Raw genomic sequence first — 26,980 nt, forward strand, 5'->3', positions numbered from 1 at the left:
TAACCAATTGATAAAAATATTATTGTCTTTTTCGTGCATAAAATAACCTTCCTGAAAATAACAAACAATCTCACAATACCATTGACTGAGATTGAGATTTTTGCTGTCCGCTCGCAAGGCTCCGGCGGGCAGAATGTCAACAAAGTGGCGACCGCGATTCATCTGCGATTCGATATACAGGCGTCATCATTGCCCGAACACTACAAGGACAAGCTATTGCAATTAAAGGATAGCCGCATTAGCAGCGAAGGTGTCATTATCATCAAGGCGCAGCGGTTTAACAGCCAAGTTAAGAACCGGGAAGATGCACTCAACCGCTTACGTGAAATGATTAAAAGTGTCACGATTGTACTGAAAACCCGGGTACCCACCAAGCCGACCAAAGCTTCTCAAATAAAACGCTTGGAAAGTAAATCGGTACAGAGCGAAAGAAAATCGTTCCGCAGTAAGATTGGCGAGGAATGATAAAAGCAGGAATGATGACATACGAGAGAGGGAGTCGAATGATTCTCTGTAAACCAATAAATAAGGCTATCTAATTTTTTGTGTTTTAAATTTTACCCGCTTTTTTACCCGTTTTTAGAAAAGTACCCCCCCCTTGCCGGGGTTGCTTGCAGATAACGCTTGCAAGCAATTCTCACAGACAATGAAAAAGAAGTAGTCAATATCCATAAGAAAAACTTATGAATAATTGGTAATCCATATTGAATGACTTATGCATCATCAGATCCCTTCTTCCTTGCATCGTATGCAACGATTTTAATAACATGCGCATCCTTTGGTAGTTTAAAGCCGTTTCTTTTCTCATACTCCGCCGCTGCTTCTTCAAAGGTTTGGTTGGGTGATATATAAATCAACCCCGGCACTGGTTTACGTGAACCTCCTATGCGTATTTCGAGTTGTTCCACTCGTGCTTCAAGGTTTTTGCTCATTACTTTTAGGTCTCCGTTAATTCGGCAAATAATCAATAAATGAATTTAGCGGCTTGAGTTCTTCAAGCCTAACGATTCTTTGTTCTAAGTTCCTCACTTTGTTCCTCCAATTTTTTAATACGTTCCTCGAGTTCATGATCTTTAACCATGTTTGAGATTGCTACCAGGATATAAGTCAGTCGTGTGGCATCCTGTGGGTCAACGGAACCGTGCCTTGCATCAGCATATACTTTTGCCAATTCACGCCTACAATCTTTGATGCTCGATAATCGTATTTGCTTCCTGGGGGTGGTGCTGACAGGTATCACTTCTCCTTCAATAGGTTGCTGATCATTATCGTTACCATTCTTGCTCATTTCTATCCTATTGGATTAATCCCTTATGAAGAAATTCCAGTATTGCAAATCCATCATACTTATCTTTGGGTATCAGCATCTCAAAGCTTGCCTGATTCCTTATAGCCAATGTCATAATCACGTTATCAGGATCGCTTTCGGTATCGGTCACAAATGCCCGCTGAGTTCCGGGATTCTCTGCCAGCATTCGCAATACTTTTTCCCTACGTTGTTCACGCTTCAGCTCTTGAATAATCGCCGGTTTATGCTTGCGTAACCGTTCAATCAATTCATGCGTGATTTTTTCGGCTGGTGAAAGTTCGAGGCTATCGCCATCGGTCAAGGTAACATTCAATTCTCGTTGTCTCAGATATTCGATAATTTCAGCAGCTTCCATCTTCTTATATCATTATCACATTCTTCCGGATGGGTGTTTTATCCGCAACACCGCCACAATCCTTATCTGGTGCGGGTTCTAGCGTTGCGGATCGTGTTGCGGATGAATCTTGTGGCGGATTATCCGCAACACTCAAAGCCTTGTGGTTATTGAGTCGTGGCGTTGTGGCGGATAAAGTGGCATTTCCCGGAAGGGTATGAAGGTATCGCGCAAATGTGTCTTGAAATTGCTCAAGTTCATAGCCTTTCGGAGTGTCGCTATAACCGAATCGGATTGATTTGGGTTTGATAGAATACTCAGCCAAACGCTTTGCAACCTGTCGCGGAGTGATGGGTCTACCGTGATTATAAGTTTGCCATCCGGCTTCAGGATCATCGCAGAGTGCCTGCACTAATTCAGCCGTGCGTATCCTGTTTATCTGTTTGTTCTCGAATATCTGTTGAATATCAGCCAATAATTCCGCACCTGTGGATACCACCGATTCTTTATCTTTGGTCAAAGCAAGAGCTGCTTTACGGGCAAGTTCAGGCCATTCCCCGCCTGCGACATCAGCAACAGACAACAGCGGTTCCCAGTTATCCGCAGCACGGTTATCAATACCAGCGGGCAGAATCGGCTTCGCATGAGCAATAATTGATAGATAGTCAACTTCCATTCGTGCCAGTTTTGAGCGGATTAGATCGATACTCTGTCTGTCAGCATTTCGCAATGACTGTATGCGTTCCCCGGCTATTTTTCTTCGTAATACAATCTCGATGGAACGGTTATGCAGCGTGTCTTTACTCTTGCCTATGAAGGCTATTACTTTTGCGCAGAATGTCGAGAATGCCTTGAGATCGTGATTATCTCCAACGCATCGTAATACCTTGCCGCCTCGCTTATGCCCGCTGTTTATCAGGCTGTGCCTTTCGTCGTTAGGATCACGTAACAACCAACTATCAGCATCATCTAGTAATAGCGTGGGTTGTTCTTGCTCCACTACACGAAACAAAGCAGCAATGGTCACACCTTCATTAGATAATGGACGGCGCACAAACAATTCAACGATATCTTTCACTGTAGTTTTGCCGCATTCGGATTCTGGCGCGCGAATTATCAGCAACGGTGCGAAGTGAACGGCCTCAATAAACCAGGTGAAAGCGCACCACAATGTCATTGCGATATCAGCATGTGGTGGCAAAATTGCTTGGCGATTGAATGCCGCTCTGATTTCGTTTAATACATCCGCCGGATTGATAGCCAAGTGATAGGGCTCGGTCTGTTCAACAAGAGATTGTTCACTACCATCATCTTTACGTGCTGCCTTAACCAATGCGTCTAAAGTAGCCGGTGGGGGTGTAAATAATTTTGTGTAAATGGTCATATTGCAGGAAACTGCTTATATATTTTTAGAGTAAAAATGACCACACCCAAACCCCTGCCGGCCGGCTTAATTGATAGCCTGCTGGCCGATTACAAAAAGCCAGAAGATTTAATCGGTGAGCATGGTCTTCTCAAGCAACTCACCAAAGCGTTGGTTGAACGTGCCTTGCAAGCAGAAATGGCCGATCATCTTGGTCACGATAAGCACGAAACGGTAGTCAATGCCACTGGCAATACCAGAAATGGTAAAAGCCGTAAGACCCTGAAAGGTGAATTCGGTGAGTTACCCATCGAGATCCCCCGTGACCGTGAGGGCAGCTTCGAGCCTCTGATCATTTCCAAGCATCAGACCCGCTGGGCGGGCTTTGATGACAAGATCCTCTCGCTGTATGCCCGTGGCATGACAGTGCGTGAAATCCAACAGCACCTCACTGAAATGTATGGCACAGAAGTATCGCCTACGCTCATTTCTACGGTCACTGATGGCGTAATGGATGAAGTGAAGCAGTGGCAATCCCGGCCTCTCGATGCGGTGTATCCTGTGATCTATCTCGATTGTATCCATACCAAAGTTCGTGACGCTGGTAGCGTTCGTACCAAAGCGATTTACCTGGCGATCGGCATTAACATGGAGGGCCATAAAGAAATACTGGGCTTATGGATTGCTCAGACCGAGGGTGCCAAGTTCTGGCTCAGCGTTGTCACTGAACTCAAAAATCGTGGCGTGCAAGATATCTTTATCGCCTGTGTCGATGGCTTAAAGGGCTTTCCCGAAGCGATTGAAACCATCTATCCACATGCCATTGTACAACTCTGTATCGTGCACATGGTTCGTAATAGTCTCAACTACGTCAGCTGGAATAAACGCAAGGAAGTAGCTGCTGATTTACGTTTGGTCTACAGCGCCGCCACGATTGATGAGGCTGAGCACGCGTTAGTCGGCTTTGAAGATAAATGGAACAATGCTTATCCACCGATCGCCCGATCTTGGCGCAATAACTGGCAACGCATCATTCCATTCTTCGACTACCCGCCTGAGATACGGCGCATCATTTATACCACCAATGCGATTGAGTCAGTCAATATGAGCCTACGCAAAGTCAGCAAAAACCGTGGATCGTTTCCCAACGATGAAGCCGTGATCAAATTGTTTTATTTGGCTCTCAGCAATATCGCCAAAAAATGGTCTATGCCACTAAGAGATTGGAAACCGGCACTAAACAGGTTTACTATTCAATTTAACGAAAGAATGCCTCGGCATTATTAACCACCGTTTACACAAAATCTAGGACACCCCCTAGCCGGTCGACATTTAAGCTTCCCTGCTTCCTCGTTGCGAGTTCGGTCATACTCAATCGGTGATAGTTTTGCAAGCCGTGCAATTGTTTCTTGTGTGTCATCAGCTTGACTATTAACAGCCACCATCTTAATTGCTTCGGTTTCAAGGTCACTCATTACTTGAATCTCCTTGAATAGCTGGCTGCTTCGTTAATCCGGATAACTGCCTTTGATAGAAAATCAATATCTGATTTCGGCAGTGGCTTGCCGGTCAGCATCCAGCGAGCGGCCAGTAACACAACAATCGCATCATGTTGAAGGGTGGAAAGTATTTGCCATTCGTTAAAGTACGATCGGGTTTGTGGATCATATTTGCTCTCGGTGCGCGGGAAAAGATCGGCGGGACTCAAGCCAATCGAGGCTGTGATTTCGTGAATAGAACAGCCTGCAAAACAATGCATCATGATTTGACCTTCACGGCCAACCGATACGGCTAAGCTTCTGCCTTTGCGGTCATCGTGAGACGGGCAGAATGCCAGCATACCGCCGTTATGCCGCTTGATCACTCCTTTTAAGAGTGGTGTTATTTTTGCTAGAATTTCATCGCCGCTTACAAAGCAATGCTGTTTCGATAAAGGAGCGTTCATGGTCTGGCGCTCCTTTTTTATTGCTCAATACGGTAATTGATAGGATCGGCAAGCCAGCGGTGCAACTCCGCATTATCGTAGAAGGTGCAACGAATGCCCATGCGTTCGGGCTGCGGGGCGCGGCCTTCCTTGGATAGCTGTCTGAATTTTTCGCGGCTTACCGGAATGAATTTTTTGAATTGTGAGAATCGGCTTTTGCCGGTGGCTGGTAATGTTGCGGGGGCGGGTAGTTGCGGTTTATTTGTCATGCTAGCCATCCTTGGTTGTTGGTCATGGCCTGCATTATTAAACCTACAAATCAGATTATTGCTGTGTCCGTCCGTTAGTGGCTTTTGCCATCCTTTAACAGCGCTAAACGTCTGTTATCTGTCGTTTTAATCTTTTTGTTAGCGCGGCTTTGCTTAGATATTTTTTTTCGTCATTATCACTTGTATATTCAAGGCCTTTTGTTCCAGTTATGCCGCTAAAAGGTTTTTCTTCGGACAGAGCTAATTCCTTTAATGCTAGCTAAACATTAATTGGAATTGTGTTTCCAGCATTTTCAATTGCTTTGTTTATTGCAGGGTCTAGTGAGTTTCTACGAAGTTTTTTTGTATTTGTTCTATCGGATTCAGTTTCTGGTGTTATCTTGATTGCTGATGTGTCTTTATTCGTCAAGCTGCGCTCTGCTTGATATTGACCAACAAAATCATCCAAATCTTGCTCAGGAATTAAGGCTTCATCAAGATTACAAAATAAGTTCTGCGGCAGATAACCATTATATTGCGAATCAAAATATCGGCCTGATAATTCATTATCATCAAGTGTTCGGGGATCGCGGTTACTTGCCCAAACATCTACTACTTCAATTAGAGTCACTTCGCCAAACTGAATTTCTCCGCCTTCCGGTGTGATCCGCTTACAAGGAATCTGGATATAACCCGAAAATTTATAATCATCAATAGATTGAAGCTTGTTCGTGCCTTTATCCCGATTAAATTTGTAAAGCGTGCCATTGAACCACATGCATAAGCGAATCTTTCCTTTTTTTGCATTAAGAAGTACATCTTTGACATTTTTCTTTTTGCCGGTCTTTGAAGCTATAAATTCTGCGGCCTCTGCAATGGTGTAATAATCTCCGCTCAATATCACGCTCCTTGACATGCCCTTTAATTTGAAACCACCCCGGCAGGGTAAGGATTGTCCTGTTTTTGTCCCGTCGGGCTAGGGGTGGTTAAAACAATCAGGTTTAAACTTGCTTTAATTGCCAGAAAATAACAATTCCTCGGCTTCGGCAATCGATGTCATTGCCGCGTCAACCGCGGCTGATAGTGACCCTCTACAAAGCCCTCCTGTGGAATCGCCCCCAGAATTTTCCAGTGTGAAGATAAGATCCAACATACCATGTGCGCGTGTAAGTAAAATACTAGCTTGATCATATGAGTCGGTATCTATTTCGATGGTTTTCTTAGTATCGGTAATCTCTCTTTGCTGCTCAGCGTTCAGAGGCAAACCATTTTTGATATTTTTATATCGTATTTTTAAAGCCTCGGACAGAATTAACGCGGTCTCGTAGGGCGTGGTATTTGTAAAGCCATCGCCGTTTTCGTCATTAACAGCCCACTTATACTGATCTGCGTCAGCGCAATACCAAACACCAAACGGATTTTCATTGTACGGGTATTGCTCTGCTAATTGCTCGGGTGTTGCGTTGTTTGCTGCTGTAGAATCTTTGTCAGCCATGATTCAAACTCCTTTTAAGTTTGCGTTGTGGTTAGGGGCTGTCATGTGTTCCTGCACTTGATAACCCCGCTTATGCCTGAATCCGTCAGGCGGCGGCAAAACTCTTTATGCGGCTTTGAATGGCAATACTTCCGCCCCGGCTTTCAGCTTATCCAAATAATCCGCCCATGCCTGCATCATGCGTGCCCGTGGTTCCAAGTAAAGCGCATGGTTGTATGCCGCGCTTACTGCATCGCGTTGAGTGTGTGCAAGCTGCAATTCGATATGATCATGATTGAATCCTTGTTCGTGAAGGATCGTCGATGCTATACCCCTGAAGCCGTGGCCAGTCATGCGGGAGTGATACCCCAGCCGGTAAAGGGCGTAAAGAATCGTGTTATTGCTCATCGATTTGCCGTCTCTTCGTTCGCTTGGAAACAATAGAACATCATCAGCCGCCATCTTGCGGATTTCTTCCAGTACCGCTAAAGCCTGATCGGATAGGGGGACAATATGCGGGGTTTTCATCTTCATGCGTTCTGCCGGTATGCGCCATTCACGCTTGATCAATTCGATTTCATCCCATCGCGCACCAATCAATTCACCAGTTCTAACGAACGTTAAAGCCATCAATTGCATCGCTAGGCGGGTGAGGTGCCCGTCGTAACCATCGATCTTGCGCAATAATTCGGGTAATTCTTTTTCACTCAGGCGGGCGTGATTGTTTTTCTTGGCGGGTTTCAATACATCGGAAGGCTTTATGTCTGCGGCTGGATTACGTTCCGCCAGCCCATGCGCCACGGCATAGCGCATAACTTGCCCGCATAGAGTTAATACTCGCTTTGCTTATCCAGTGCGCCGCGTGATTCAACCTTGCGAATCATCGCTATTAACTGCGCGGCTGTAATGTCATTAACCGGTTTTGCACCAATAACCGTGAATATATCCGCTTCCATGCGCCGGATCGTGTAGCCTGCATGACGTTCGTTTTTATCGTGCTTCCAGTGATTCCACCATTGGCGCGCTACTAATTCAAAGCTGTTCTCCGCTGCAATGGCTGCCTGCCGTTTCTGTTCTTTGCGGTTTTCTGAGGGATCGATACCTTGCGCCAGTAATTGCTTGAAGCGGGCGTGTTCCAGTCTTGCAGCCGCTAGCGACACGGCGGGATAGAAGCCAAGGGAAAGCATATTTTCATTTTCGTTAAAGTAATAACGCATCCGCCATGCTTTCTGACCGTTTGGCTGTATCAGCAAAACAAGTCCTTTACCATCGGCTAGGTTGTAACGCTTATCCTTCGGTTTTGCTGCTTTGATGATTGAATCGGTAAGCTTCATGCAACCCCCTGAATACCGAAGAACAAAACAAAAAACGGGTAACAAAAATACGGGTAAATTTTTACTCGCTTTTTTACCCGCTTTTCGATAATGTTACCCGCTTTAATCAGGGTTGCCAAGGATTGGCAAAATTACCGTAATATTGTTTATTCTAAAGGGATTTATTGGTGTTTCTGGGCAACGTTTGGAACATCTTTGGCGGAGAGAGAGGGATTCGAACCCTCGATAAGCTTTTTGAGCCTATACTCCCTTAGCAGGGGAGCGCCTTCGACCACTCGGCCATCTCTCCGGTAATGACTACACTATGATGATTTTCCCGAAAATCAGCATTATCGATTGCTTAAAGCGCTTGCTCAAGATCGAATGCTTTATGTAGAACCCTGACAGCCAGTTCCATATACTTTTCATCGACAACCACGGATACTTTGATTTCCGAGGTGGCGATCATCTGGATGTTAATGCCTTCTTCCGCCAAAACCCGGAACATCTTGCTGGCGATACCTGCGTGTGAGCGCATACCAACACCGACCACCGATACTTTCGCGATTCTATCACCTCCGAGTACATCACGGGCGCCAATATGCGGTTGGATTTTTTCTCGCAGGATGTTCATGGTGTTTTTAAATTCATTCCGGTGAACCGTAAATGAAAAGTCCGTCAAACCGTCATGACCCACGTTTTGGATAATCATATCGACATCGATATTGGCATCGGCCACGGGTCCGAGAATCTGATAAGCGATGCCGGGATGATCGGGAACGCCCAATACGGTAATTTTCGCTTCATCTCGATTGAATGCGATACCTGAAATGACAGCTTGTTCCATATTCTCATCTTCCTCAAAAGTAATCAGCGTGCCTTGGCCTTCTTCCTCAAAGCTGGATAGCACTCTCAGCTTAACTTTATATTTTCCTGCAAATTCGACCGACCTTAATTGCAGTACCTTTGAGCCAAGACTTGCCATTTCCAGCATTTCTTCAAAGGTTATCGTGTTCAGTCTTCTGGCTTCCGCAACGACGCGAGGATCCGTCGTATAAATTCCGTCCACATCCGTGTAGATCTGGCATTCATCGGCCTTCAGGGCGGCTGCTAATGCAACCCCTGTGGTGTCCGATCCGCCACGGCCCAGCGTGGTGATGCTTCCTTTCTCGTCCGCGCCCTGAAATCCGGCTACTACGACGACATATCCGGCATCCAGATCAGCACGGATTTTTGCTTCGTCGATGCTTAAGATACGCGCTTTGGTGTGCGTGCTATCGGTCAGAATCTTAACTTGCGGCCCGGTATAGCTTTTTGCCTTAACGTTAAGTTCCATCAATGCCATTGCCAATAGCGCGATCGAAACCTGTTCACCGGTAGAAATCATAACGTCCAATTCACGTGGACTGGGGTTTTCCTGTACTTCATGAGCTAACGCAATCAGCCGGTTGGTTTCGCCGCTCATGGCCGAAACGACAACGACAATTTGGTGTCCTTGCGAGTGAAATTTCGCGACCCGGCGCGCAACGTTCTTTATTCGCTCGGTACTACCGACTGAGGTACCGCCATATTTTTGTACGTAAAAAGCCACGAATTAATAATCCGCTAAATTTCAGAATTGGGAAACCGCGTAATTCTACACATTTCACTGCTAGAAAACCAGATTGCGCTGCTTTTAAAAAAGGTAGCGTATTGTTTTTCCATCCTGCTGTGCGGATGCGTACAGCAATGAGTATTTATTTGTACTTCAGGTTTATTCAAGATTGATCAACTATTGGATAATCCTTCCAGAATATTTCTTACGGGATGCTACTCTGGAAGGATATAAATGAAGTAACTGAAATACTTAACTATGATCTGGGTTTGTTTGCTGGATTGCGAAGGAGAACCCATTTCGATAGCTTTGAGAGTACTGAAATGATGAATCAGCCCAGTCTCTCAGTGGCCGCGATTTTAAATGAAAACGGTATTTTGTCAAGACTGACCGGCGCTCCGCAATCATCATCGTCTTATAAAGCAGGGTTGCCGCGCAGTTTTCTTAACAGAACGGATTGCAGTTCGCTATTCACCCAGGCTTTTTGAGGGATTGCCCACAGTTTGCCGTGCGCGAAGCCTTTGCACTGCAACGCATTTTCTTCCGGCATGAGGACAATATCAGCATCCGTGAAATGAATGTCTTCCGTTTTAAAGCGGTGATTTTCTGGATGTGAATGCAACTCCGCGTTGAGACCTGTTTTCTGCATAAGCTCATAAAGCCAATGAACATTGTCGGCATCAGTAACAATCCGGATTGATGCATTTCCGAAATCGGCAATAGTTTTGCGCTGTTGCGGATCGAGCACAAGATAAGCGGTTTCGTTTACCAGCTTCATATTGTAGATTTTATTCTGCTGATTCGGATCAATATAATGATTCTGCAAGTTATTGGCTACAAGAATGCTGGATTTTTCCAGATCTTTCAGGACACTGCGCAAAGGGCCGGCAGGCAGCAACATCCCATTGCCAAAGCTCTGCTCGTTAAAATCAATGGCAATGACTTCAATGTCGCGTTCCAGGCGATGGTATTGCAAACCATCGTTGCTGATGATGATGTTGCATTCGGGATACGCAGTGAGCAGCGCTTGCGCAGCGGCAATTCGATCGTTGCCCATCCAGACTGGACAGGATTTTCCCCATAATTGCGCTAATAAAAATGCTTTTCCGTTATTGGTAGAAGTGACTGCGGCCGGTGGTCCGGCATTGTCCGAGCTACCTTGTGTGACGATTCCAGGGTGAAAGCCATGCGCCAGTAATAAATCGACGAGCCAAAGCAGCAGCGGTGTTTTTCCGCCATCGTCCATACTGATGCTGTCGACAATGATCACGGGAACCGGCAGTTTGATCGACGGAAAAATATCCAACCAGTAGCATAATTTTTTTCCGGCCAGGAAAAAACGGTACAGAACACTCAAGGGCCACAAAACAAAGTGTAACGGGGTGATGCGATGCCAATACAGCGCCGATAATTTCATATTTTGCATTCAGATGAGGTATGGATTACGGTATGCATAGTACATGCGATTCCAATCGTTATCCATCATGCGGCTGGATGAACAAAAATTTTTATCTGATCTATATCCAGCCTCTAAGAATTGTGTGAATATTCGCCATCATAAATTTCATTTTTTGTTTCGGTTTGCGCAGCAATAATGTAATCCATGCGTGTCTGACACTTAATTTACAAGAGCAAAAGAACCATGAATATATCGGTAAACCGGCTGCTTGTTCCCACACTGTCGGGAGATGGCCAATCTAAAAAGCCGCATCACATTGCGTACACCGATTGGGGGGATCCGCGCAATCCGCATGTTGTCGTCTGTGTGCATGGTTTGTCACGTAATTGCCGTGATTTCGATTATCTTGCGAAGGTACTGCAAGCGGATTGCCGGGTGATTTGCGTCGATGTCGTAGGGCGCGGTCAGAGCGATTGGCTTGAACACGCGCATGATTACGATTACTACCCGTTGTATCTATCCGACGCGATGTCGCTGATAGCGCATATCCAATCGCAGTATCAAGAAAAAATCACCTTGGACTGGGTGGGTATTTCCATGGGCGGGCTGATCGGCATGATCCTGGCGATACAACCGGACCAGCCGGTTACGATCCATAAATTGATCTTGAGCGATATCGGTCCGTTGATTCCTGCCGTTGCGTTGAAAAGGATTGCCGATTATGTCGGTAAAGATCCGCGTTTCAATAGTTTTGAAGAATTCAAGCAGTACATGCAGGTGATTTCAGTGTCGTTTGGTCCTCTGACCGAAGCGCAGTGGAAGCATATGGCGGTTCATAGTGTCCGCGAGTATCCGGACGGTACTTGCGGCTTCCGCTATGACCCGAGGATTGCCGTCAGTTTCAAAGAACATAAAATCACCGATATCGATTTGTGGGCGCAATGGGATCAGTTGGCGGTGCCAACGTTGGTGCTGCGCGGCGTTGAATCGGACATTTTATCCGCTGAAACGGCGGCGCAAATGCAGTTGCGCGGCGCAAAAGCCCAAATCGTCGAATTACCCGGCATCGGCCATGCGCCGATGCTCATGGATGACCATCAGATAAAAATCGTACGGGATTTCATTTTGAAATAGCCTGCTGCTGTTATGACAGTTCAATGATCTCCAACAAGGCCGGAGATCATTGAACTGAATTTCTTTAGCGCCGCATTTTTTGCGGCACTTACCCGGAACGAAAGAAAACATCCATCGTACCGGATTCCTCGTCATCTTCAATTTCTTTTCGCACATCAATCGCAGTTGCTTGAATCGAATTGTTTAATGTCTATTTCCCCTTAAGAAATTTTGTTTTTGCTTATTGATAAGCATTCCGGGGAATAGATGAATCAACGCTGTGACAAATTGCCGCGCGGCAATTTGTCACATTCCCAACACCGTTTGTTTAATTTAAATTCCGCCAGAATTAATTGCAACGAAGGGTTTGAAAGGACGTGCGCGCGCAAAGCACTGCCAATCCATTTTGACTGACCAGAACAACTACCCAGTCCGGCAATCGATTGCATTGAAGCCGATCAGTCGCTACCCATCTGCAAAAAGACGCCATAAACCGGCCATGAAATCATAATAACTAAAGGAGACAAGGAATTATGTTGACGATACACGCTAAATTGGTTGAAGCCATGATCACTCAAGCACTGAATGATCATCCGGTAGAAACCTGTGGCATCATCGCCGGTCCTGCGGGATCCAATTGGCCGCTGCGTCTGATTCCTATGCGTAATGCCGCGCAATCGGACAATTTCTTTATGTTTGACCCGCAACAGCAATTGCAAGTCTGGAAAGAAATGAGCGCGCGTTGCGAGGAGCCGGTCGTTATTTACCACTCCCACACCAGCAGCCCAGCTTATCCGAGACGCAGCGACGTCGAGTTGGCTACCGAGCCGCAGGCGCATTACGTGATCATTCCTACCCAGCATCTTTATCAAGAGGAGATCCGCAGTTTTCGCATTGCCGATCAAATGGTGATCGAGGAAAGGGTGCGGATCGTGCGGCAATATCAACCCGAGCTCGAATTACAGATGGTCGCTTAAGTGCGGATCGATCCTGACAACGTAATACGCGTTTTCCTATCGCTGAAAATATTCGAGCAGGTGCAGAAATGCCAATCACGGTAATTATTCCAACGCTATTAAGACCCTTGATGAATCAGCAAAAGCATATCGCGATCGAAGGCGTTAAGGTTTCCGAAGTCATTGAGCAGATGGAGCAGCAGTATCCGGGGATCAGAGCGAAATTGATTTTCGACGGCAGCGCGTATCGTTTCATCAATATCTATGTCAACGATAACGATATCCGCTTGCATGACGGCTTGGCAACCAATCTGCAGGATGGCGATATCGTGACTATCTTGCCTGCACTGACGGCAGGCTAAAAGAATTTCTCGCGGCATATACCATGCACTTAACCGGAATATTTGCAGCACTTTTGCCATGACATTGCCTTTTAGAGAAAGATTTATATCTATACCTCATAACGAGGCTGATCCATTGCTCAGTTCCAAAGAAATGATTGAGGTGCTGGAATTGATGTTTCGCCGCATGGATGCGATCAATGCGATTTGCGCAACCGATTTTCCATTGTATTCGTCGAAGAATACCAATGCCTGGACTGTTTCCTCCGGCGGTTCCTGGATGGGCGGTTTCTGGGGAGCGTGCTGGTGGTTGCGGGCAAAATTAACCGAATCGGTCAGCGATCAACAGAATGCTGCCGATATTTGCCAGCGCCTGGCCGGAAAAATTCCTGTCGATTCGGGATATCGCAGTTTGATTTCCTGGTATGGCGCAGCCTTGGGGGAAATCTGGTTCCGCGATACGCAAGCGCGCCCTGACCCGGAAATCCATTACCGCGCTCGCACTCAGTTTCAATCCGAAATTAAATTGCATTCCGCTGGGTGCTGCGATGGGCGCAGTTTCCACTGGTTATCAGTCGATCGCGATCGATAATTTTGCTGCGCTGCTTCAGCTCCTGACCAGCGGCGAACAAAATCTCCATTACTACATGGCACAGCATCATACCGAGACGATGTTGACGGCGTGCCGCCGCCATAATGGCGCATTCCATGCCAGCGCGTTTTTTGACGGCAGGGGGTTTCAGCCGGACGATCAAGCGGGCACATGGTCACGCGGTCAATCCTGGGCGATGCTAGGATTAACCCGGGCAGCGGCTGTGTGGGGTGAACCGTATTTGACGCATGCCAAAACGGCCTGTGAGTATTGGCAGTATTCCCGCCCGGATTCCTTGCCGCCTAACCGGCTCGGCCAATTGGTGTCGTGCGATGATCCTTCCGCTGCCGTCATCGCATCGATTGCGATGCTTTCCCTGGCGCGTTTGCTGCCCGAAGGCGAATATTGGCGCGCTTACGCGCATCGTCAGATCAGTGTAATCATCCGCAGCCAGTATTTCATCGGATTTCAGCAAGATACCGGATACAGTGAAAATCAGAAAAATAGCTCAACCGGCGTTTTCTGGGGGTGTTGCTACAAAACCGGGCAGAACGAAGAAGAATTGGTGGAATCGGTGTGGGGTAATTTTTTCCTGATGGCCGCGCTCGCCGCGCTGACGGGTTTTATCGAACCCGGTCATTGTTAGATTGCGAACATGCTTGATCTCTTGAAGAGAAGAGGAAAACCAATGTCACCACACATCACGGCGGGTAAAAGCACGGATTATGGGTATCGCATACGAAATTTTTGCCTTGATGTTCATTCTTTCCTGTCGTGATCACCGGTGGCCGTATTATCGTTAACTATTTTATTTTTGTAATTTAATACAATGCTTTAGATAATCTGCATTGCTTGCATATTCAGAGTTTGTGCTCTTGACGTTATTTTTACGTTCAGGAAAAGGATCTTTTTGTCTTGTAAAAGTAAACGTAACTCATTGTAACTGCGACAATTTACCGCATTGACCCTTAACTGTGTTTGATCAATACTGCGCGTACGTTGGCCAACGCTGCAGGTGTGAAATCTTTTCTCGCCTATTCATAATCAAATAAGAAATTAGGGTCATTTATGAAAGAGACATTCGTTAAAAGTACATTGAAATATGCATTGTTATTGGCGGGTTTGACATCATTGCCTGCCATGGCACATATCGGCTATGGTGGCCGCGATTTTGGTTCGTTCACGGGCACTTCGGCAGCATCTTCAACCATTACGAACCAGGCTGTTACAGGCTTGCACGGCTGGATTGACGGAACGGATGCGGATTGGGGTGATTCCCATCGGCTCAGAGCATACCGTTTCCACTTGGATAACGACGCCGATGTCAAAATTGCATTCCAGGAACAAGCCTTTGTTACTTCGGCTGGCGCCTCGGTTGCGGCCGGTATTCTGCCAGGATTTTCTGTCTATCGCGGGCTTGCGCATACTGCACCATTCGCGGCGGATTACGATTTTGCAACAGGCTCGGTCGCTATCCGTGATGCTGTGGGCGGTGTTGGTTTGACAGAAGGTTCGTTCAGATCATTGACGGACTGGAGCATTACTAACGACAACACTGATCCGGCTAGTGCTTTCACTTATGTCGGTCATGCGTATGACGGTAGCGTCGACTATGGCACCGGTGTTATCGCTGGTGGTGATGGTTTAGCGGATCATTTCGTATCAGGAGTCTTCCATTTGACAGCCGGTGACTATTCCATTTTTGTTGGCGGTACGGATTATTTTAGTTCAGCTACCCCATTTCCTTCATTAGGTGTGACAGGTGTCGTGTCCGTGGTGCCGGAACCTGAAACCTATGCCATGTTGCTGGCAGGCCTTGGCTTGATCGGTTTCAGCGCAAGCCGCCGCCGTAAACTCTAATCGGAGTTGATTCTATAGCCAACTACTCCTGGCTATTGGTACTGCACAGCCCCGTATCACGCGAATTCTACCTCTTCGGCGTGATACGGGGCTGCCGTTTGTGCTGAATCAATTTCATCCATACTGGATTAAAATGACAAATATAAATTTCAGTTTTAACAAAAAGATAACCATTGCGCTGATTCTTTGGCACAGGATCAGTTTCAACGCATTCGGTCATGATGGAGAAGATCACGGCGGTTCGGTTACGTTAGCGCCCGGTCTGCCGGAATGCCAAATACTGGCAGCCGCCCGGTTGTTCGACGGCGTCAATTTTCCGCAAGACAATATGGCGGTGCTGATTGAAGGCGATAAGATCAAGCGCATTGGGGCTTTGACCGAGTTGAGCGGGTCCTGTGCCAATCAGATTAATTTAGGGGATGCGACTATTCTGCCGGGATTTATCGAGTCGCACGCGCATATTACATTCCAGAGTGTTAATAAAAATGCTGTGTTGGAACACGGTGTAACGACCGTTCAGGATACCGGCGGTCCATTGCAGGCTAAGGAAGGCGGTGATGGGACGCTGCGGCTGTTAAACACCGGTCTGATTATTCAAGCGGCCGGTGGTTATCCGCTAAATGTTTTCGGCGGTGGCGGTGGCGATGGCGGTTATGACAAAATCGGTATTCCAGTCGCATCCACGACCGAAGCCGAAAAAGTGATCACGGATCTGATTGCCGGTTGAGCTACTGCAATCAAAATGGCACTGGAACCGGGAGGCGAAACCGGTGCGCCCTGGATAGCAACCACACGATGGCCCGGTACCTGTTACGCCCTGGCCGATATTATCGCAAGATATCGCTAATGCCATTGTGGCCAAAGCGCATGCATTGGGTAAACGTGTTCTCGTGCATGCCGGTGAGAATACCGGTTTTGAGCGGGCGCTTAATGCAGGCGTTGATGAATTTGCGCATATTCCTTGTGGCGAAATCAGGGAAGATTTACTGCAGCGCGCGGTGGACCAAGGGGTTACGTTCGTCACTACCATTGATACGCTGGCAGCTTGTGTGAACACGGCCACCGGCAAGGGTATTCACTCCAATACCATGAGCCTGGCCAGTAAAGGCGCGAAATTTATCTATGGCTCGGAGATTGGCCATGACAATGTGCCTTGGGGGATCAACGGGGAAGAGCTGCATATGATCTTGCATTTAACCAGTGGGGAATCGATCGATTTTGCCGACGTGGTCAATGTCATTAAAGCGGCCACATCAAAAGCGGGTGAGCATTTGGGTCTGGCGCCGCTAGGAACATTGGTGGCGGGTGCCCCGGCCGATGTGATTGCGGTAAAAGGTAATCCATTTCAGAAATTCAAACTGCTGGAATATCCGCAATTGGTGATTTCCGGCGGACGCACGATTGTGAGTAAATTCATTAACCAATCATCCCCGGCAAGTATTGAATGTTTTCTGACTTGGGCGGAAGGGAAATACCCGGAATTATTATCGCCCGCTGGCCAGACAACAGTGGTTTCAAGTCTCTACAGTTACCGTTATTATCCAGTCACGCAAGTGTATGCAGGCATTTCTTCGGCGGATAATCATGTTTATTTCATGAAGCAAACGGATGGGCTATTGCGTAGCGAGGGGCCGCTGGTAAATTGGCTTCCGGTATCCGGTTGCCAGTAAATTATCATTCAATAACTGCACTTCTAAACAACAACGGCAACCCATGGGTTGCCGTTGTTGTTTTAACCTGATTGAAACTAACTCAGAAGCGGAAATTGTATTGAACGTAGAAAAGATCAGGAGAGGTTCCCGGTCTTTGCTTATCCAGGAATTCACCGCGCCACAATTTTGAGTAGCCCAGTAACACGTCCTGATGACGGCTCATATGGAGATTTAAACGGAAATCAATTTCATCGCCGATATGACTGCCGGATTGGCCTGTGACGTCCCGCAATGTTGCCTGACCGGCAGCGTTGTATAAGTAATCACGGTTATTCGCCAAGTAGAAGCGATGATATTGCGTGATGAACGTTATCCAAGGCATCGGATGCATGGTGAACTGCGCATTGAAGTCATGCACGTTCTGACGTCCGACACGATCCAGGAAACCGAGATAGTAGTGACCGAATGGGAACAGCTGATTAAACGTATTGCTTCTGCCGTCTTTGGAATTGCCGTCGCCGGATGCAAAATCATAGCGTAGCCAGCCTTGCGGGTTCATCGGAAGCGGTAAACGGTAACCTACGCCGGTTGCCACAGCGAAAGCGGATACGTCCAGATTGGAGCGTTGACCGAACTGATACATACCTTCCAATTCATACAGCAGATTATCAAAGTTACCTGCCAAGCGGCCACCGAGCGTATGGGTATCGGCATTGCCTTGCAGAATATTTCCCGCTAGTAAATTAGCAGCGGAAACGTTGCGATCATTGATTAGACTAAGGAAGTAAAGATCGATTAAGTGACCTGGTTTCGGTTTATTGGTAGCCCACAAGCCAAAGAAGTTCTGTTGTGTATCCCAGTTATCGACGTTCCCTTTCTCAATGACCATCGGACGCATCCAGAATGCATCCACATCCCATTCCGCCGTGCGCCAGAACGTTTTCACACCTTGGAATGTTCTACGTGTGTTGACCCAATCCAATGTGGAAATCAAGCGTTGCGAACCATACATCATCTCTTGACGGCCCACACGGATATACGCCGGTCCATTATTGATATTGGCCAGCTTGATATCGGTAAACATATTCAATATGTCAGCATGATTTCTATCCGTTGCAAGCGGTGGCAACTCGGAACCAAAGGCGCGGGCATCAATGAGCTCGGCAAATAACCGCACTTTGTCGCGATACCATAAATCCGCATGAACCCTGGTGCGTATCAAGTGGAAGTCATTATTGGTACCCGCAGCATTCAAACGGCTGTCCGTTTCGTGAATATAGCGATACCAGAAGTTACCACCCAGTGACAATAACCAGTCATCGCCGAGATTCATTCTCTTAACCGGATCGAATATGTCTTTTTCGTGTCCCGGTGTGGCTAGATAACGAAAGTCAATGTCGTACGACGGTGTGGTTAATAACGCAAACGGCGCATAAGGGGCAACGGGCGGTTTTTCACGCTTGTTACCGGTTACCAAATCCCACAGTGAGAAGTAGCCAGGAGCGGCAGGCGGTAACAGAAACAAGCCTGGACGTGACGGAGCAGAGACGGCCGGTACTTTGGCCATGTCAAATTTACCGTCAGCAACTTTCGGTGCCTCGGCCGCTTTGGGCACTTCAGCAGCTTTGGGTGCATCCAAAGCTTTAGGAGCAGACGCGGGCGGATTTGCATACACCGACAGCGGCACTCCCATACTCAGCATGCATACACCAAGTTTAAGTAACCATCGCTGCATGCTTCCTGCCATAGCAAGTTTTCGCTTACGAGTGGCAAATGCAGAGAAAGTGAAGAATCTCGAGTTATTCATTAATAAGCTCCGTTGTTAATAATCCGGGTTGGTAATCAAATGGAATCATATGATTGGTATCAGAAAATTGTAAATATTATACCGCAGGCTACCGGTCTTTATGGCATGACATCGCCAAGGGCGGCCAATTAGGGTGTCGTATTATAAATAGCTGCAATGTATGGAGAAGTGGGGAAATAATACGTTAAAACAATGCTTTTCCCTTATTGATAAAGTAATTGATAGATTTCAGTCAATTACGTGGTGAAATGATGGTCAAATAACTGATTGATTTTAGTGGAATTGATTGAATATTGTTTTGTTGTAAATCAACAACATAGGGTGCTATATAACCCTGTTTTAGACTGGGTTTCTAAAGTAATTCATCGCACTATTGGCTGATTTTGACGGCGTACCCCGTGCGTTGAATTTGCTCGCCGAATTGTGATAACCAAGCATCGTAAATTTTAGAAAGACGAGATGCTTCCGGCTGTAGCGACGGGCGTGCGATGCCATACAATAAAACGCCTTGGACCGGAATTTTATCGTGGCTCAGTTGTTGCAAAAAACTTAAATAAGCGGCAGTTTCTTCATCCGAGGGCGGCATGCCGTCCAGCTGAAAAACGCAAGTTTGTAACCAAGTCGGACAGAGTAAAGCCGCTATCCGTAAATGATCCTGGATTTTTCTCAGGCTGATCGATGTGTTGTTGATGCGCTGTCTTTCCTTGCTTGAGGCGCGATCGAACTTGAACCAGACTTCTCCATTCAGTTCTCCCATGCGCTTCAAACCGGCTTGTACGGTTGGGCGGTGAATCAAGCTGCCATTGGTGATGAGCACGATTTTTAACGCTGCCGGTAATGCGAAATCATTTTTGACGCGACCGATCAATTCGATCACCTGCTCGAATTCTTTCGCGCTTGTCGGCTCACCGTTACCGGATAAAGCGATATCGTGAATTTTTCTGGCTTCAAGCGGTACATGCTGCTGCATGTAATCTCCCGCTATCAGTTCGTGCAGAAATGATCGTAATTCGATCTCCAGCCGGTTCAGATCGATGCGCGGCGCGGAACCGCGTTTCAGATCAGGCACTTGGCAATAGACGCAGCGCCAGTTGCAGGCATTGTTCGGATTCAGATTAATGCCGATCGAGACACCACCGGCGCGGCGCGAAATCACCGGGTACACGTAGGTGAGTCCCGCGCTGTCGCGGCTGTGATCGGTCGTATTCAATAGTTTAGAGTTTGCTCGCAATGTTACAATTCCATATATTCATTTTGCTTCTCAATTGTACGTATGTTCATTACTCGCAGGCTGGAATTTGACGCAGGTCACCGCATTTCAACGCATAACAGCCAATGCCGCCATCTGCACGGCCACCGTTACTGTATCGAGATTACGCTATCTGGCAACATTATCGCTGACGAAGGTGTCGCGCAGCAAGGCATGGTGATGGATTACTCCGAAGTCAAACGCATTGCCAAATCGGTACTGGTCGATCAGTGGGATCATGCCTTCTTAGTGTATTCCGGCGATACGAAAGTTTTACAATTTTTGCAATCGATCGAAGATCATAAAACCGTTGTGCTGGATGTGCAGCCCACCGCGGAAAATCTGGCGCTGATTGCGTTTAATATTCTGGATGGAGCCTATCAGGATAGCTATGGCAATCATCTGCAACTCGAGCAGGTGCGTCTGTACGAAACACCGAACTGCTGGGCCGACGCGGTGCGTGGCCCGGTATAATTTTCAGAGACTCATTATTGTTATGTTTATCGATTCACATTGTCATCTCGACTTTCCTGATCTGGCCAAAGATCTGGATCAATTATTACTGAACATGCAGGACAACCACGTTACGCACGCGCTCTGCGTCAGCGTCGATTTGCCGAACTTTCCACGGGTGCGCGCCTTGGCGGAAGCACACGAGAATCTATTCGCATCCGTCGGTGTTCATCCGGATTATGAAGATCAGATCGAACCGTCAGCCGAGCAAATCGCCGAACTGGCTAATCATCCGAAAGTCATCGCCATCGGTGAAACCGGTCTGGATTATTTCCGCCTGCAGGGCGATCTGGAATGGCAGCGGGAACGCTTCCGCCAGCACATTCGCGCGGCACGTAAGGTGAATAAACCGCTGATCATTCATACCCGCTCCGCTGCCGCCGATACGCTGCGGATCATGCAAGAAGAGGGTGCCGATCAGGTGGGCGGCGTGATGCACTGTTTTACCGAAAGCTGGGAAGTTGCGCAGCAAGCGATTGCGCTGAATTTTTACATTTCATTTTCCGGCATCGTGACGTTCAAAAATGCCGTGGCATTAAAAGAAGTTGCCAAGAACATTCAATTGGATAGAATGCTGATTGAAACCGATTCGCCCTATCTGGCCCCGGTGCCGTTTCGCGGCAAACAGAATCAGCCGGCATTCGTGCGGCACGTGGCGGAAGAAATCGCGCGTTTGCGGAATGCGGATCTGGAAGATATTGCAACTGCAACCACGGATAATTTTTTTAATCTATTCAAACCACCTAAATATGGCATACCTGCTTAAATCGCATTGGTTATCGATATGTGCTGTAGTGCTGCTCTCTTACCTGCCACTTCATGCGGCTGCGGGTATTCAGGAAGATTTCATGTGGGCGGTGGAAAAGGGAAATTTATCCGAAGTTTCCCGGTTATTGGAAAAAGGTGCCAATCCGGATCTGGCGAACCGCGATGGCTATACGCCCTTAATGATCGCGGCCAAGGATAAAAATTTGGACATGGCACGAGTGCTGATCGCTGCCGGTGCGCAATTGGATATCCGCAACCGCTACGGCGAAACGGCGATTATGCTGGCCAGCTATCATGGCCTGACCGAATTGGTGCGGTTGTTTTACATCAAAGGCGCCGAGATCAATCATAGCGGCTGGAATCCATTAACCTACGCCGCTTACGGCGGGCATTTGGACACCATCCGGTTACTGCTGTCCGGTGGCGCTGCTATTAACTCGATTACCGACAATGGCTCGACTGCATTGATGATGGCGGTCAGGGGCAATCATTTTGATGCGGTTTCATTGTTGCTCGACCAGGGCGCCGACCCAGCGATCAAAAATGAGCATGGCGACAATGCCCTGGCCTGGGCGGAAAAATACAATCACCCGGATATGGTCAAGTTTCTTAAGAACCGCGAAGTGGCGAAATAAATTGAACGCAAAAGCAGCTATCCGGCCGGTAATTTGACCATGCAAACGCTGCAAGGAAAAGTCGCCATTGTAACCGGCTCGGGACGCGGGATCGGTGCGGAGATAGCGCTGACATTAGCCAAGGCGGGCGCAAAAGTCATCGTCAATTATGCGCAAAACCAAGCCGCTGCGGACCGCGTATGCGCCGCCATTACCGCAACCGGTGGCGAATGCCTGGCGGTGCAGGCCGATGTCAGCGATCCGGCTGCGGTGCAGCAGCTCTTCACAGCTGCAATCGAACGTTTCCAGCACATCGACATTCTCGTCAATAACGCCGGTATCCTGGTGTTCAAGGAAATCGCGGAAATCAGCGACGACGAATTCGATCGCATCGTCGATATCAATTTCAAAAGTGTTTTTTATACGTTGCGCGAAGCGGCGCTAAAGCTGGCGGATCACGGGCGCGTGGTCACTATTTCCAGTACCGTGACGCGCTTGATGCTGCCTAAATACGGCGCGTATGCTGCGACCAAAGCGGCTGTTGAGCAACTGACGCGGATTTTTGCGCGCGAAGCGGGAAAGCGCGGTATTACTGCAAACATCGTCTCACCCGGACCGGTCGATACGGAACTGTTCCGCAGCGGTAAAACTCCGGCGGATATCGAACGCATGGCCGCGATGGTGGCATTGGGAAGGCTGGGCGCGACCGATGATATTGCGCAAGTGGTGTTGTTTTTGGTCAGCGATGAAGCCCGCTGGATCACGGGACAGAATATTGGCGTCAACGGTGGAATTATTTAACGGATAGGGAGAGGGGAAGCAAATGCGTATCGGCGTGCCTAAGGAAATTAAGATTCATGAATCCCGTGTGGGACTGACGCCGGCAGCGGTACGCGAACTGGTTGCTCATGGCCATCACGTTATGGTGCAGAAAAACGCCGGAATGCAAATTGATTTGAGTGATGAGAAGTATCGCAGCGCGGGCGCCGAGATCGTGGATGCACCGCAGGAGATTTATGCCAAGGCCGATCTGATCGTCAAAGTCAAAGAACCGCAAGCATCCGAACTGCCGTTGTTACGCGAGGGACAAGTATTGTTCACCTATCTGCATCTCGCTCCCGATCCGGTGCAGACCAAAGCCTTGATGGATTCCGGCTGTATCGCTATCGCTTATGAAACCGTGACCGACAGTTTCGGCGGCTTGCCGCTGCTGGCGCCGATGAGCGAAGTAGCGGGCCGCATGGCGATTCAAGCCGGGGCGCACGCGCTGGAACTGGATCAAGGCGGTCGCGGCATGTTGCTTGGCGGTGTGTCCGGTGTGCCCGCTGCGCGTGTTGTCGTGATCGGCGGCGGTGTCGTCGGCACCAATGCCGCCCGCATTGCAATGGGCGTCGAAGCGCATGTCACCGTGCTGGATAAATCGATCCACCGCTTGCAACAACTGGATTTTCAGTACGGCTCGAAAATCAATACCGTTTTTTCAACGGTGGATGCACTGGAAGAGCATGTTTCAACCGCCGACCTGGTCATCGGCGCGGTATTGGTTCCCGGCGGTGCAGCGCCTAAATTGGTCAGCCGCGAACTGGTCAGCCGCATGAATCGTGGTGCCGTGCTGGTCGACGTCGCCATCGACCAAGGCGGCTGTTTCGAGACCTCCAAACCGACCACACTGGCCAATCCGATTTTCACCGTCGATGGCGTGGTGCATTACTGCGTCTCCAACATGCCCGGCGCGGTTGCCAGAACTTCCACATTTGCCTTGAACAACGCCACCTTGCCGTTTGTGCTGGCACTGGCCAATAAAGGCTATCGGAAGGCACTGACGGACGACGTGCATTTGCGCAATGGACTGAATGTTTATCAAGGCCGTTTGACGTATGAAGCGGTGGCGCGGGATTTGGGGTTGAAGTATACGTCTGCAATCGAAGTGCTGGCTAAGTAAGGGTCTGATGAGTATTACTGCTAGGTGCTATTCACCCAGGTATGGGTTATGTGCTGGCCGTAGTCTTAATTCTTTTGTACAAGCTTGGAAGCGGCTGCATGCCATCTCTTAATATAGGCATTTCCCAACACTGCGGGATCTGCTTTTGCTTGGTGCAAAAACCAACTCAGCAAGCCGTCCCATTTAGTGAGATCCCCTTCTGGGAGAAGACGCCACTGTAATTGCTCAAGAGTCCAGTTTGATTTAATACTGTTTGTGAGCATGGAACAGCATACATAGTTATCCTCTGAGTCGGAGCCTCCTCTGGCTACTGGCACGATGTGATCAATGGTTGGGAAAAGCTCCCAATACGCCATATGTCCTTCGCTCATCTTTCCATTTTTATGATACGGAAATTCTGCTGGCAGATAATGTGACAAGAGCCGAAGCACCGGTGGAAATACGAGTTTTGTACCTCGGTAACGATCAATGAAGCCATCTCGTAAGAAAATTTTGGTCATAACAGTAGGCGTATAATTTCGACCAGGATTTTGAGATGGACAAAAAGGATATTCAGATGAAATTATGTGTGACGCACCAACGAAATCCCTTGTAGTTATAAGTCGGCATGCGGTTTCAATCGTTGAGCTGTGTTCGATTGTCATGGACTTGGATTTTTGTCAAACATGATGAAGGTTAACTCCATCACTCAATATTCTGCACCTGCTCGCGCATTTGCTCGATAATCACCTTCAATTCCATCGAAATCCGCGTAATTTCCAGATCGACCGATTTTGAGCCGATGGTGTTGGCTTCGCGATGTAGTTCCTGCATCATGAAATCGAGTTGTTTGCCGACGGCGCCGCCTTTATTGATGATGCGTTCGACTTCGTCCAGATGTGCTTGCAGGCGTGAGAGTTCTTCGTCGACGTCGATTTTGCTGGCGAATAGGGTGATTTCCTGGTGGATGCGTTCGTTTTCCTGTGTGCCAAGAATTTCTTCTAAACGAGTACGTAGTTTTTCCTCGAAGGCGGCGATCAGTGCCGGGATGCGCGGGGAAGCGGATTGCAGTAATTGGCGCATTTGCTTGATGCGTTCCAGCAAAACGGATTTTAGTTTGTCGCCTTCACGTATCCGCGCGGCTTTTAAGTCATTCAATGCGGTTTGCAGCAAGGTCATGCCGATTTCATCGGATTCTTCGCCGGGTGCCGTGTCGCTTCCGAGCATGCCGGGCCATTTCAGGATTTCCGCCACCGATAACGAAGGTGCGGCGGGGTGGCGTGTTTTGATGGTTTGTTCCAGTTGCAGCAATTTTTCCAGCAAAGCCTGATCGAGCTGCTGTGAATTTTCCGTGTTCGCCGACGGGGAAAAATTCAGGCGGCATTCGACTTTACCGCGGCTGAGTTGTTTCGTCAGCAGTTCGCGCATAGCCGGTTCCAGCTTGCGAAAATCATCCGGCAGACGCAGCTGGATGTCGAGATAGCGGTTATTGACCGAACGGATTTCCAGATTGAACGATCCGTACGGCATTTCTTGGGTTGCGGCGGCGTAGCCGGTCATGCTGACAATCATGATAAAAGTGCTTTTAAAGTTTGAAGGGGTGCATACCGGGATAAGCTGAGTAAGTTGTCGTCACAGATCGCCGGAGCGGGTTTTCGGTCCAGCAGACCGGTTACGGTAAAGGGCGTGTCTTTGTTTTCCGGATCGAATGCCACCAGACTCGCATCGATGTATTTGTAATCGCCCGGCGCATTCAGGCGCCAAAGATTGGGAATGCTGGGGTAGGGCTGGTGCAGGCAATACGCTGCGGTGTCGCCGTGAATAATGAGAACTGGCTTCTTGAATTGTCCGGCTTTTTGCTTGATCAGATCGCGCAGCGAGCGGAAGCCATCGCAATCGGTGCGATTGCTCGCTGTGCAGACCGGTTTCTCGTGATCAAAGTCGAACATATCCGCTTGGAAAGCGATGACCACCGCTTGCGCGGATTCCGCTGTGGCAAAGCGTTGTTGCAGCCATCCGGTATTGGCATGATCGCGGCGATCCGCTTCGTTCAAAGCATCGTCGATGTTGCTGCGCAGGATTTCCCTGCGGCCATTATTGGTGCCGGGAATATGCAGCGTGGTGAAAGCGACCGGACCGACACTCCATTGCGCGTTTTCGATGAAATCGCGTTGCCGGATAAGGCCTGGAATATCCTTGGTTAAGTGTTGCCGGTCCTGATGAAAAAAGAGCTGGCGCAAATAGCCGAGACGTTCCAGCTCGTCATGCCGCATGCCGATATTGAACCGGTCGCAATCGGTCCAGTCGTTATCGCCGGGGGTGTATACCGTTTTATGCGGATTGAGTTGCGCGATCTGGCGGTAGTGGTCTTGAAACAAATCGTCGTTGCAGCTCAACCGGCCTTTTTTAAAATCACCCAGGTGGATCAGCACGGGCGGGTTCAATGCGCGGATGGCTTTGGCGATTGCGCCATTGGGCTGCTCCAGCAGAGCATATTCGGCATCGGTGTAGGGCATATCGCCCAGTACCACAAAGCGGGTAGTCTTCTCAGCAACAGGAGTTGAATCGTCCGCGCATGCTGCGGTTGTAAAGAGCGCCCATACCAGAAAAAACCGCAGCCATGCCGTCATATGCAT

33 protein-coding genes and 1 tRNA gene are annotated in these 26,980 nt (G+C 48.3%); 15 read left to right on the forward strand and 19 right to left on the reverse strand.

The window, feature by feature from the left end:
- The first annotated feature begins 51 nt into the window (after positions 1 to 51).
- The gene (arfB, locus tag R2103_RS05490; protein ID WP_411172542.1) at positions 52 to 465 is read left to right on the forward strand and encodes an alternative ribosome rescue aminoacyl-tRNA hydrolase ArfB; all 414 of its coding nucleotides are present in this window, start codon (positions 52 to 54) and stop codon (positions 463 to 465) included.
- Positions 466 to 713: 248 nt separating this feature from the next.
- Here the strand turns inward: arfB and R2103_RS05495 are convergent, their stop codons facing one another.
- The 4 genes from R2103_RS05495 to R2103_RS05510 all read right to left on the reverse strand — a co-directional run bounded on the left by R2103_RS05495 (position 714) and on the right by R2103_RS05510 (position 3,027).
- Positions 714 to 932: a hypothetical protein gene (locus tag R2103_RS05495; RefSeq protein WP_317530497.1), complete on the reverse strand. Its 219-nt coding sequence runs from the start codon at positions 930 to 932 to the stop codon at positions 714 to 716.
- A gap of 68 nt (positions 933 to 1,000) precedes the next feature.
- Positions 1,001 to 1,288 (reverse strand): hypothetical protein, encoded by a 288-nt coding sequence (locus tag R2103_RS05500; RefSeq protein ID WP_317530498.1) that lies wholly within the window; start codon positions 1,286 to 1,288, stop codon positions 1,001 to 1,003.
- 7 nt (positions 1,289 to 1,295) lie between these two features.
- Entirely contained in the window at positions 1,296 to 1,664 is a 369-nt protein-coding gene (locus R2103_RS05505) for a hypothetical protein (protein WP_317530499.1), read from the reverse strand.
- Positions 1,665 to 1,668: 4 nt separating this feature from the next.
- Entirely contained in the window at positions 1,669 to 3,027 is a 1,359-nt protein-coding gene (locus R2103_RS05510; RefSeq protein WP_317530500.1) for a DUF3631 domain-containing protein, read from the reverse strand.
- Positions 3,028 to 3,063: 36 nt separating this feature from the next.
- Between R2103_RS05510 and R2103_RS05515 the strand changes: the two genes are divergently transcribed.
- Positions 3,064 to 4,293, forward strand: coding sequence for an IS256 family transposase (locus tag R2103_RS05515; protein WP_317530501.1), 1,230 nt, complete (start codon positions 3,064 to 3,066; stop codon positions 4,291 to 4,293).
- On the opposite strand, the gene R2103_RS05520 is transcribed toward R2103_RS05515, so the two are convergent.
- The 10 genes from R2103_RS05520 to lpxK form a co-directional block, all read right to left on the reverse strand.
- A complete protein-coding gene (locus R2103_RS05520; protein ID WP_317530502.1) occupies positions 4,290 to 4,481 on the reverse strand; it encodes a hypothetical protein in 192 nt (63 codons plus the stop codon). The two genes, R2103_RS05515 and R2103_RS05520, sit on opposite strands and share 4 nt — an antisense overlap.
- Positions 4,481 to 4,951 carry a hypothetical protein gene (locus R2103_RS05525; protein ID WP_317530503.1) on the reverse strand — a complete coding sequence of 157 codons (471 nt, stop codon included), beginning with the start codon at positions 4,949 to 4,951 and terminating at the stop codon, positions 4,481 to 4,483. The genes R2103_RS05520 and R2103_RS05525 overlap by 1 nt, the downstream gene beginning before the upstream one ends.
- Positions 4,952 to 4,968: 17 nt before the next feature.
- Positions 4,969 to 5,199 carry a transcriptional regulator gene (locus R2103_RS05530; protein ID WP_317530504.1) on the reverse strand — a complete coding sequence of 77 codons (231 nt, stop codon included), beginning with the start codon at positions 5,197 to 5,199 and terminating at the stop codon, positions 4,969 to 4,971.
- Between the two features lie 259 nt (positions 5,200 to 5,458).
- Complete coding sequence (locus R2103_RS05535; protein WP_317530505.1) at positions 5,459 to 6,076, reverse strand: hypothetical protein; 618 nt, start codon at positions 6,074 to 6,076, stop codon at positions 5,459 to 5,461.
- 114 nt (positions 6,077 to 6,190) lie between these two features.
- Positions 6,191 to 6,673, reverse strand: a complete 483-nt coding sequence (locus tag R2103_RS05540) for a hypothetical protein (protein ID WP_317530506.1) — start codon at positions 6,671 to 6,673, stop codon at positions 6,191 to 6,193.
- Between the two features lie 105 nt (positions 6,674 to 6,778).
- Positions 6,779 to 7,465, reverse strand: coding sequence for a site-specific integrase (locus R2103_RS05545; protein WP_317530507.1), 687 nt, complete (start codon positions 7,463 to 7,465; stop codon positions 6,779 to 6,781).
- A 17-nt stretch (positions 7,466 to 7,482) separates the two neighbouring features.
- Complete coding sequence (locus R2103_RS05550) at positions 7,483 to 7,986, reverse strand: integrase arm-type DNA-binding domain-containing protein (RefSeq protein ID WP_317530508.1); 504 nt, start codon at positions 7,984 to 7,986, stop codon at positions 7,483 to 7,485.
- 196 nt (positions 7,987 to 8,182) lie between these two features.
- Positions 8,183 to 8,275: transfer RNA gene (locus R2103_RS05555), tRNA-Ser, on the reverse strand.
- A 51-nt stretch (positions 8,276 to 8,326) separates the two neighbouring features.
- Entirely contained in the window at positions 8,327 to 9,556 is a 1,230-nt protein-coding gene (locus R2103_RS05560; protein ID WP_090317052.1) for an aspartate kinase, read from the reverse strand.
- A gap of 418 nt (positions 9,557 to 9,974) precedes the next feature.
- Positions 9,975 to 10,976: a tetraacyldisaccharide 4'-kinase gene (lpxK, locus tag R2103_RS05565; protein ID WP_317530509.1), complete on the reverse strand. Its 1,002-nt coding sequence runs from the start codon at positions 10,974 to 10,976 to the stop codon at positions 9,975 to 9,977.
- 225 nt (positions 10,977 to 11,201) lie between these two features.
- On the opposite strand from lpxK, the gene R2103_RS05570 reads away from it, so the two are divergent.
- From R2103_RS05570 to R2103_RS05605, 8 genes are all read left to right on the forward strand, one after another.
- Positions 11,202 to 12,092: an alpha/beta hydrolase gene (locus R2103_RS05570; protein WP_317530510.1), complete on the forward strand. Its 891-nt coding sequence runs from the start codon at positions 11,202 to 11,204 to the stop codon at positions 12,090 to 12,092.
- Between the two features lie 512 nt (positions 12,093 to 12,604).
- Positions 12,605 to 13,048: a M67 family metallopeptidase gene (locus R2103_RS05575; RefSeq protein WP_317530511.1), complete on the forward strand. Its 444-nt coding sequence runs from the start codon at positions 12,605 to 12,607 to the stop codon at positions 13,046 to 13,048.
- Between the two features lie 68 nt (positions 13,049 to 13,116).
- Positions 13,117 to 13,389, forward strand: coding sequence for a MoaD/ThiS family protein (locus R2103_RS05580; RefSeq protein ID WP_317530512.1), 273 nt, complete (start codon positions 13,117 to 13,119; stop codon positions 13,387 to 13,389).
- A gap of 115 nt (positions 13,390 to 13,504) precedes the next feature.
- Positions 13,505 to 13,960 (forward strand): hypothetical protein, encoded by a 456-nt coding sequence (locus tag R2103_RS05585; RefSeq protein WP_317530513.1) that lies wholly within the window; start codon positions 13,505 to 13,507, stop codon positions 13,958 to 13,960.
- The gene (locus tag R2103_RS05590; RefSeq protein ID WP_317530514.1) at positions 13,917 to 14,606 is read left to right on the forward strand and encodes a hypothetical protein; all 690 of its coding nucleotides are present in this window, start codon (positions 13,917 to 13,919) and stop codon (positions 14,604 to 14,606) included. Before R2103_RS05585 ends, R2103_RS05590 begins: the two co-directional genes overlap by 44 nt.
- Positions 14,607 to 15,028: 422 nt before the next feature.
- Positions 15,029 to 15,820, forward strand: a complete 792-nt coding sequence (locus tag R2103_RS05595; protein ID WP_317530515.1) for an FxDxF family PEP-CTERM protein — start codon at positions 15,029 to 15,031, stop codon at positions 15,818 to 15,820.
- A gap of 133 nt (positions 15,821 to 15,953) precedes the next feature.
- Positions 15,954 to 16,547, forward strand: a complete 594-nt coding sequence (locus R2103_RS05600) for a hypothetical protein (RefSeq protein ID WP_317530516.1) — start codon at positions 15,954 to 15,956, stop codon at positions 16,545 to 16,547.
- Positions 16,548 to 16,674: 127 nt separating this feature from the next.
- Complete coding sequence (locus R2103_RS05605; RefSeq protein WP_317530517.1) at positions 16,675 to 17,490, forward strand: amidohydrolase family protein; 816 nt, start codon at positions 16,675 to 16,677, stop codon at positions 17,488 to 17,490.
- 82 nt (positions 17,491 to 17,572) lie between these two features.
- Here the strand turns inward: R2103_RS05605 and R2103_RS05610 are convergent, their stop codons facing one another.
- A complete protein-coding gene (locus R2103_RS05610; RefSeq protein WP_411172602.1) occupies positions 17,573 to 19,174 on the reverse strand; it encodes an alginate export family protein in 1,602 nt (533 codons plus the stop codon).
- Between the two features lie 475 nt (positions 19,175 to 19,649).
- Complete coding sequence (locus tag R2103_RS05615; RefSeq protein WP_317530519.1) at positions 19,650 to 20,489, reverse strand: radical SAM protein; 840 nt, start codon at positions 20,487 to 20,489, stop codon at positions 19,650 to 19,652.
- 63 nt (positions 20,490 to 20,552) lie between these two features.
- Here R2103_RS05615 and queD point away from each other — a divergent pair, with 63 nt between their 5' ends.
- From queD to ald, 5 genes are read left to right on the forward strand one after another with little or no spacing between them, the layout of a single operon-like run.
- On the forward strand, positions 20,553 to 21,002 hold the full coding sequence (queD, locus tag R2103_RS05620; RefSeq protein WP_317530520.1) for a 6-carboxytetrahydropterin synthase QueD: 450 nt from the start codon (positions 20,553 to 20,555) through the stop codon (positions 21,000 to 21,002).
- Between the two features lie 22 nt (positions 21,003 to 21,024).
- Positions 21,025 to 21,807 carry a TatD family hydrolase gene (locus R2103_RS05625; protein WP_317530521.1) on the forward strand — a complete coding sequence of 261 codons (783 nt, stop codon included), beginning with the start codon at positions 21,025 to 21,027 and terminating at the stop codon, positions 21,805 to 21,807.
- Positions 21,791 to 22,444 (forward strand): ankyrin repeat domain-containing protein, encoded by a 654-nt coding sequence (locus tag R2103_RS05630; RefSeq protein ID WP_317530522.1) that lies wholly within the window; start codon positions 21,791 to 21,793, stop codon positions 22,442 to 22,444. Before R2103_RS05625 ends, R2103_RS05630 begins: the two co-directional genes overlap by 17 nt.
- Before the next feature lie 39 nt (positions 22,445 to 22,483).
- A complete protein-coding gene (locus tag R2103_RS05635; RefSeq protein WP_317530523.1) occupies positions 22,484 to 23,224 on the forward strand; it encodes an SDR family oxidoreductase in 741 nt (246 codons plus the stop codon).
- Between the two features lie 22 nt (positions 23,225 to 23,246).
- Positions 23,247 to 24,365 (forward strand): alanine dehydrogenase, encoded by a 1,119-nt coding sequence (gene ald / locus R2103_RS05640; RefSeq protein WP_317530524.1) that lies wholly within the window; start codon positions 23,247 to 23,249, stop codon positions 24,363 to 24,365.
- A gap of 65 nt (positions 24,366 to 24,430) precedes the next feature.
- Here the strand turns inward: ald and R2103_RS05645 are convergent, their stop codons facing one another.
- From R2103_RS05645 to R2103_RS05655, 3 genes are all read right to left on the reverse strand, one after another.
- The gene (locus tag R2103_RS05645; RefSeq protein ID WP_317530525.1) at positions 24,431 to 24,865 is read right to left on the reverse strand and encodes an HNH endonuclease domain-containing protein; all 435 of its coding nucleotides are present in this window, start codon (positions 24,863 to 24,865) and stop codon (positions 24,431 to 24,433) included.
- A gap of 184 nt (positions 24,866 to 25,049) precedes the next feature.
- Positions 25,050 to 25,916, reverse strand: coding sequence for a YicC/YloC family endoribonuclease (locus tag R2103_RS05650; RefSeq protein WP_317530526.1), 867 nt, complete (start codon positions 25,914 to 25,916; stop codon positions 25,050 to 25,052).
- Positions 25,913 to 26,980 (reverse strand): hypothetical protein, encoded by a 1,068-nt coding sequence (locus tag R2103_RS05655; protein WP_317530527.1) that lies wholly within the window; start codon positions 26,978 to 26,980, stop codon positions 25,913 to 25,915. Before R2103_RS05655 ends, R2103_RS05650 begins: the two co-directional genes overlap by 4 nt.

The sequence above is a fragment of the Nitrosomonas sp. Is24 genome (assembly GCF_033063335.1).
GTDB lineage: Bacteria > Pseudomonadota > Gammaproteobacteria > Burkholderiales > Nitrosomonadaceae > Nitrosomonas.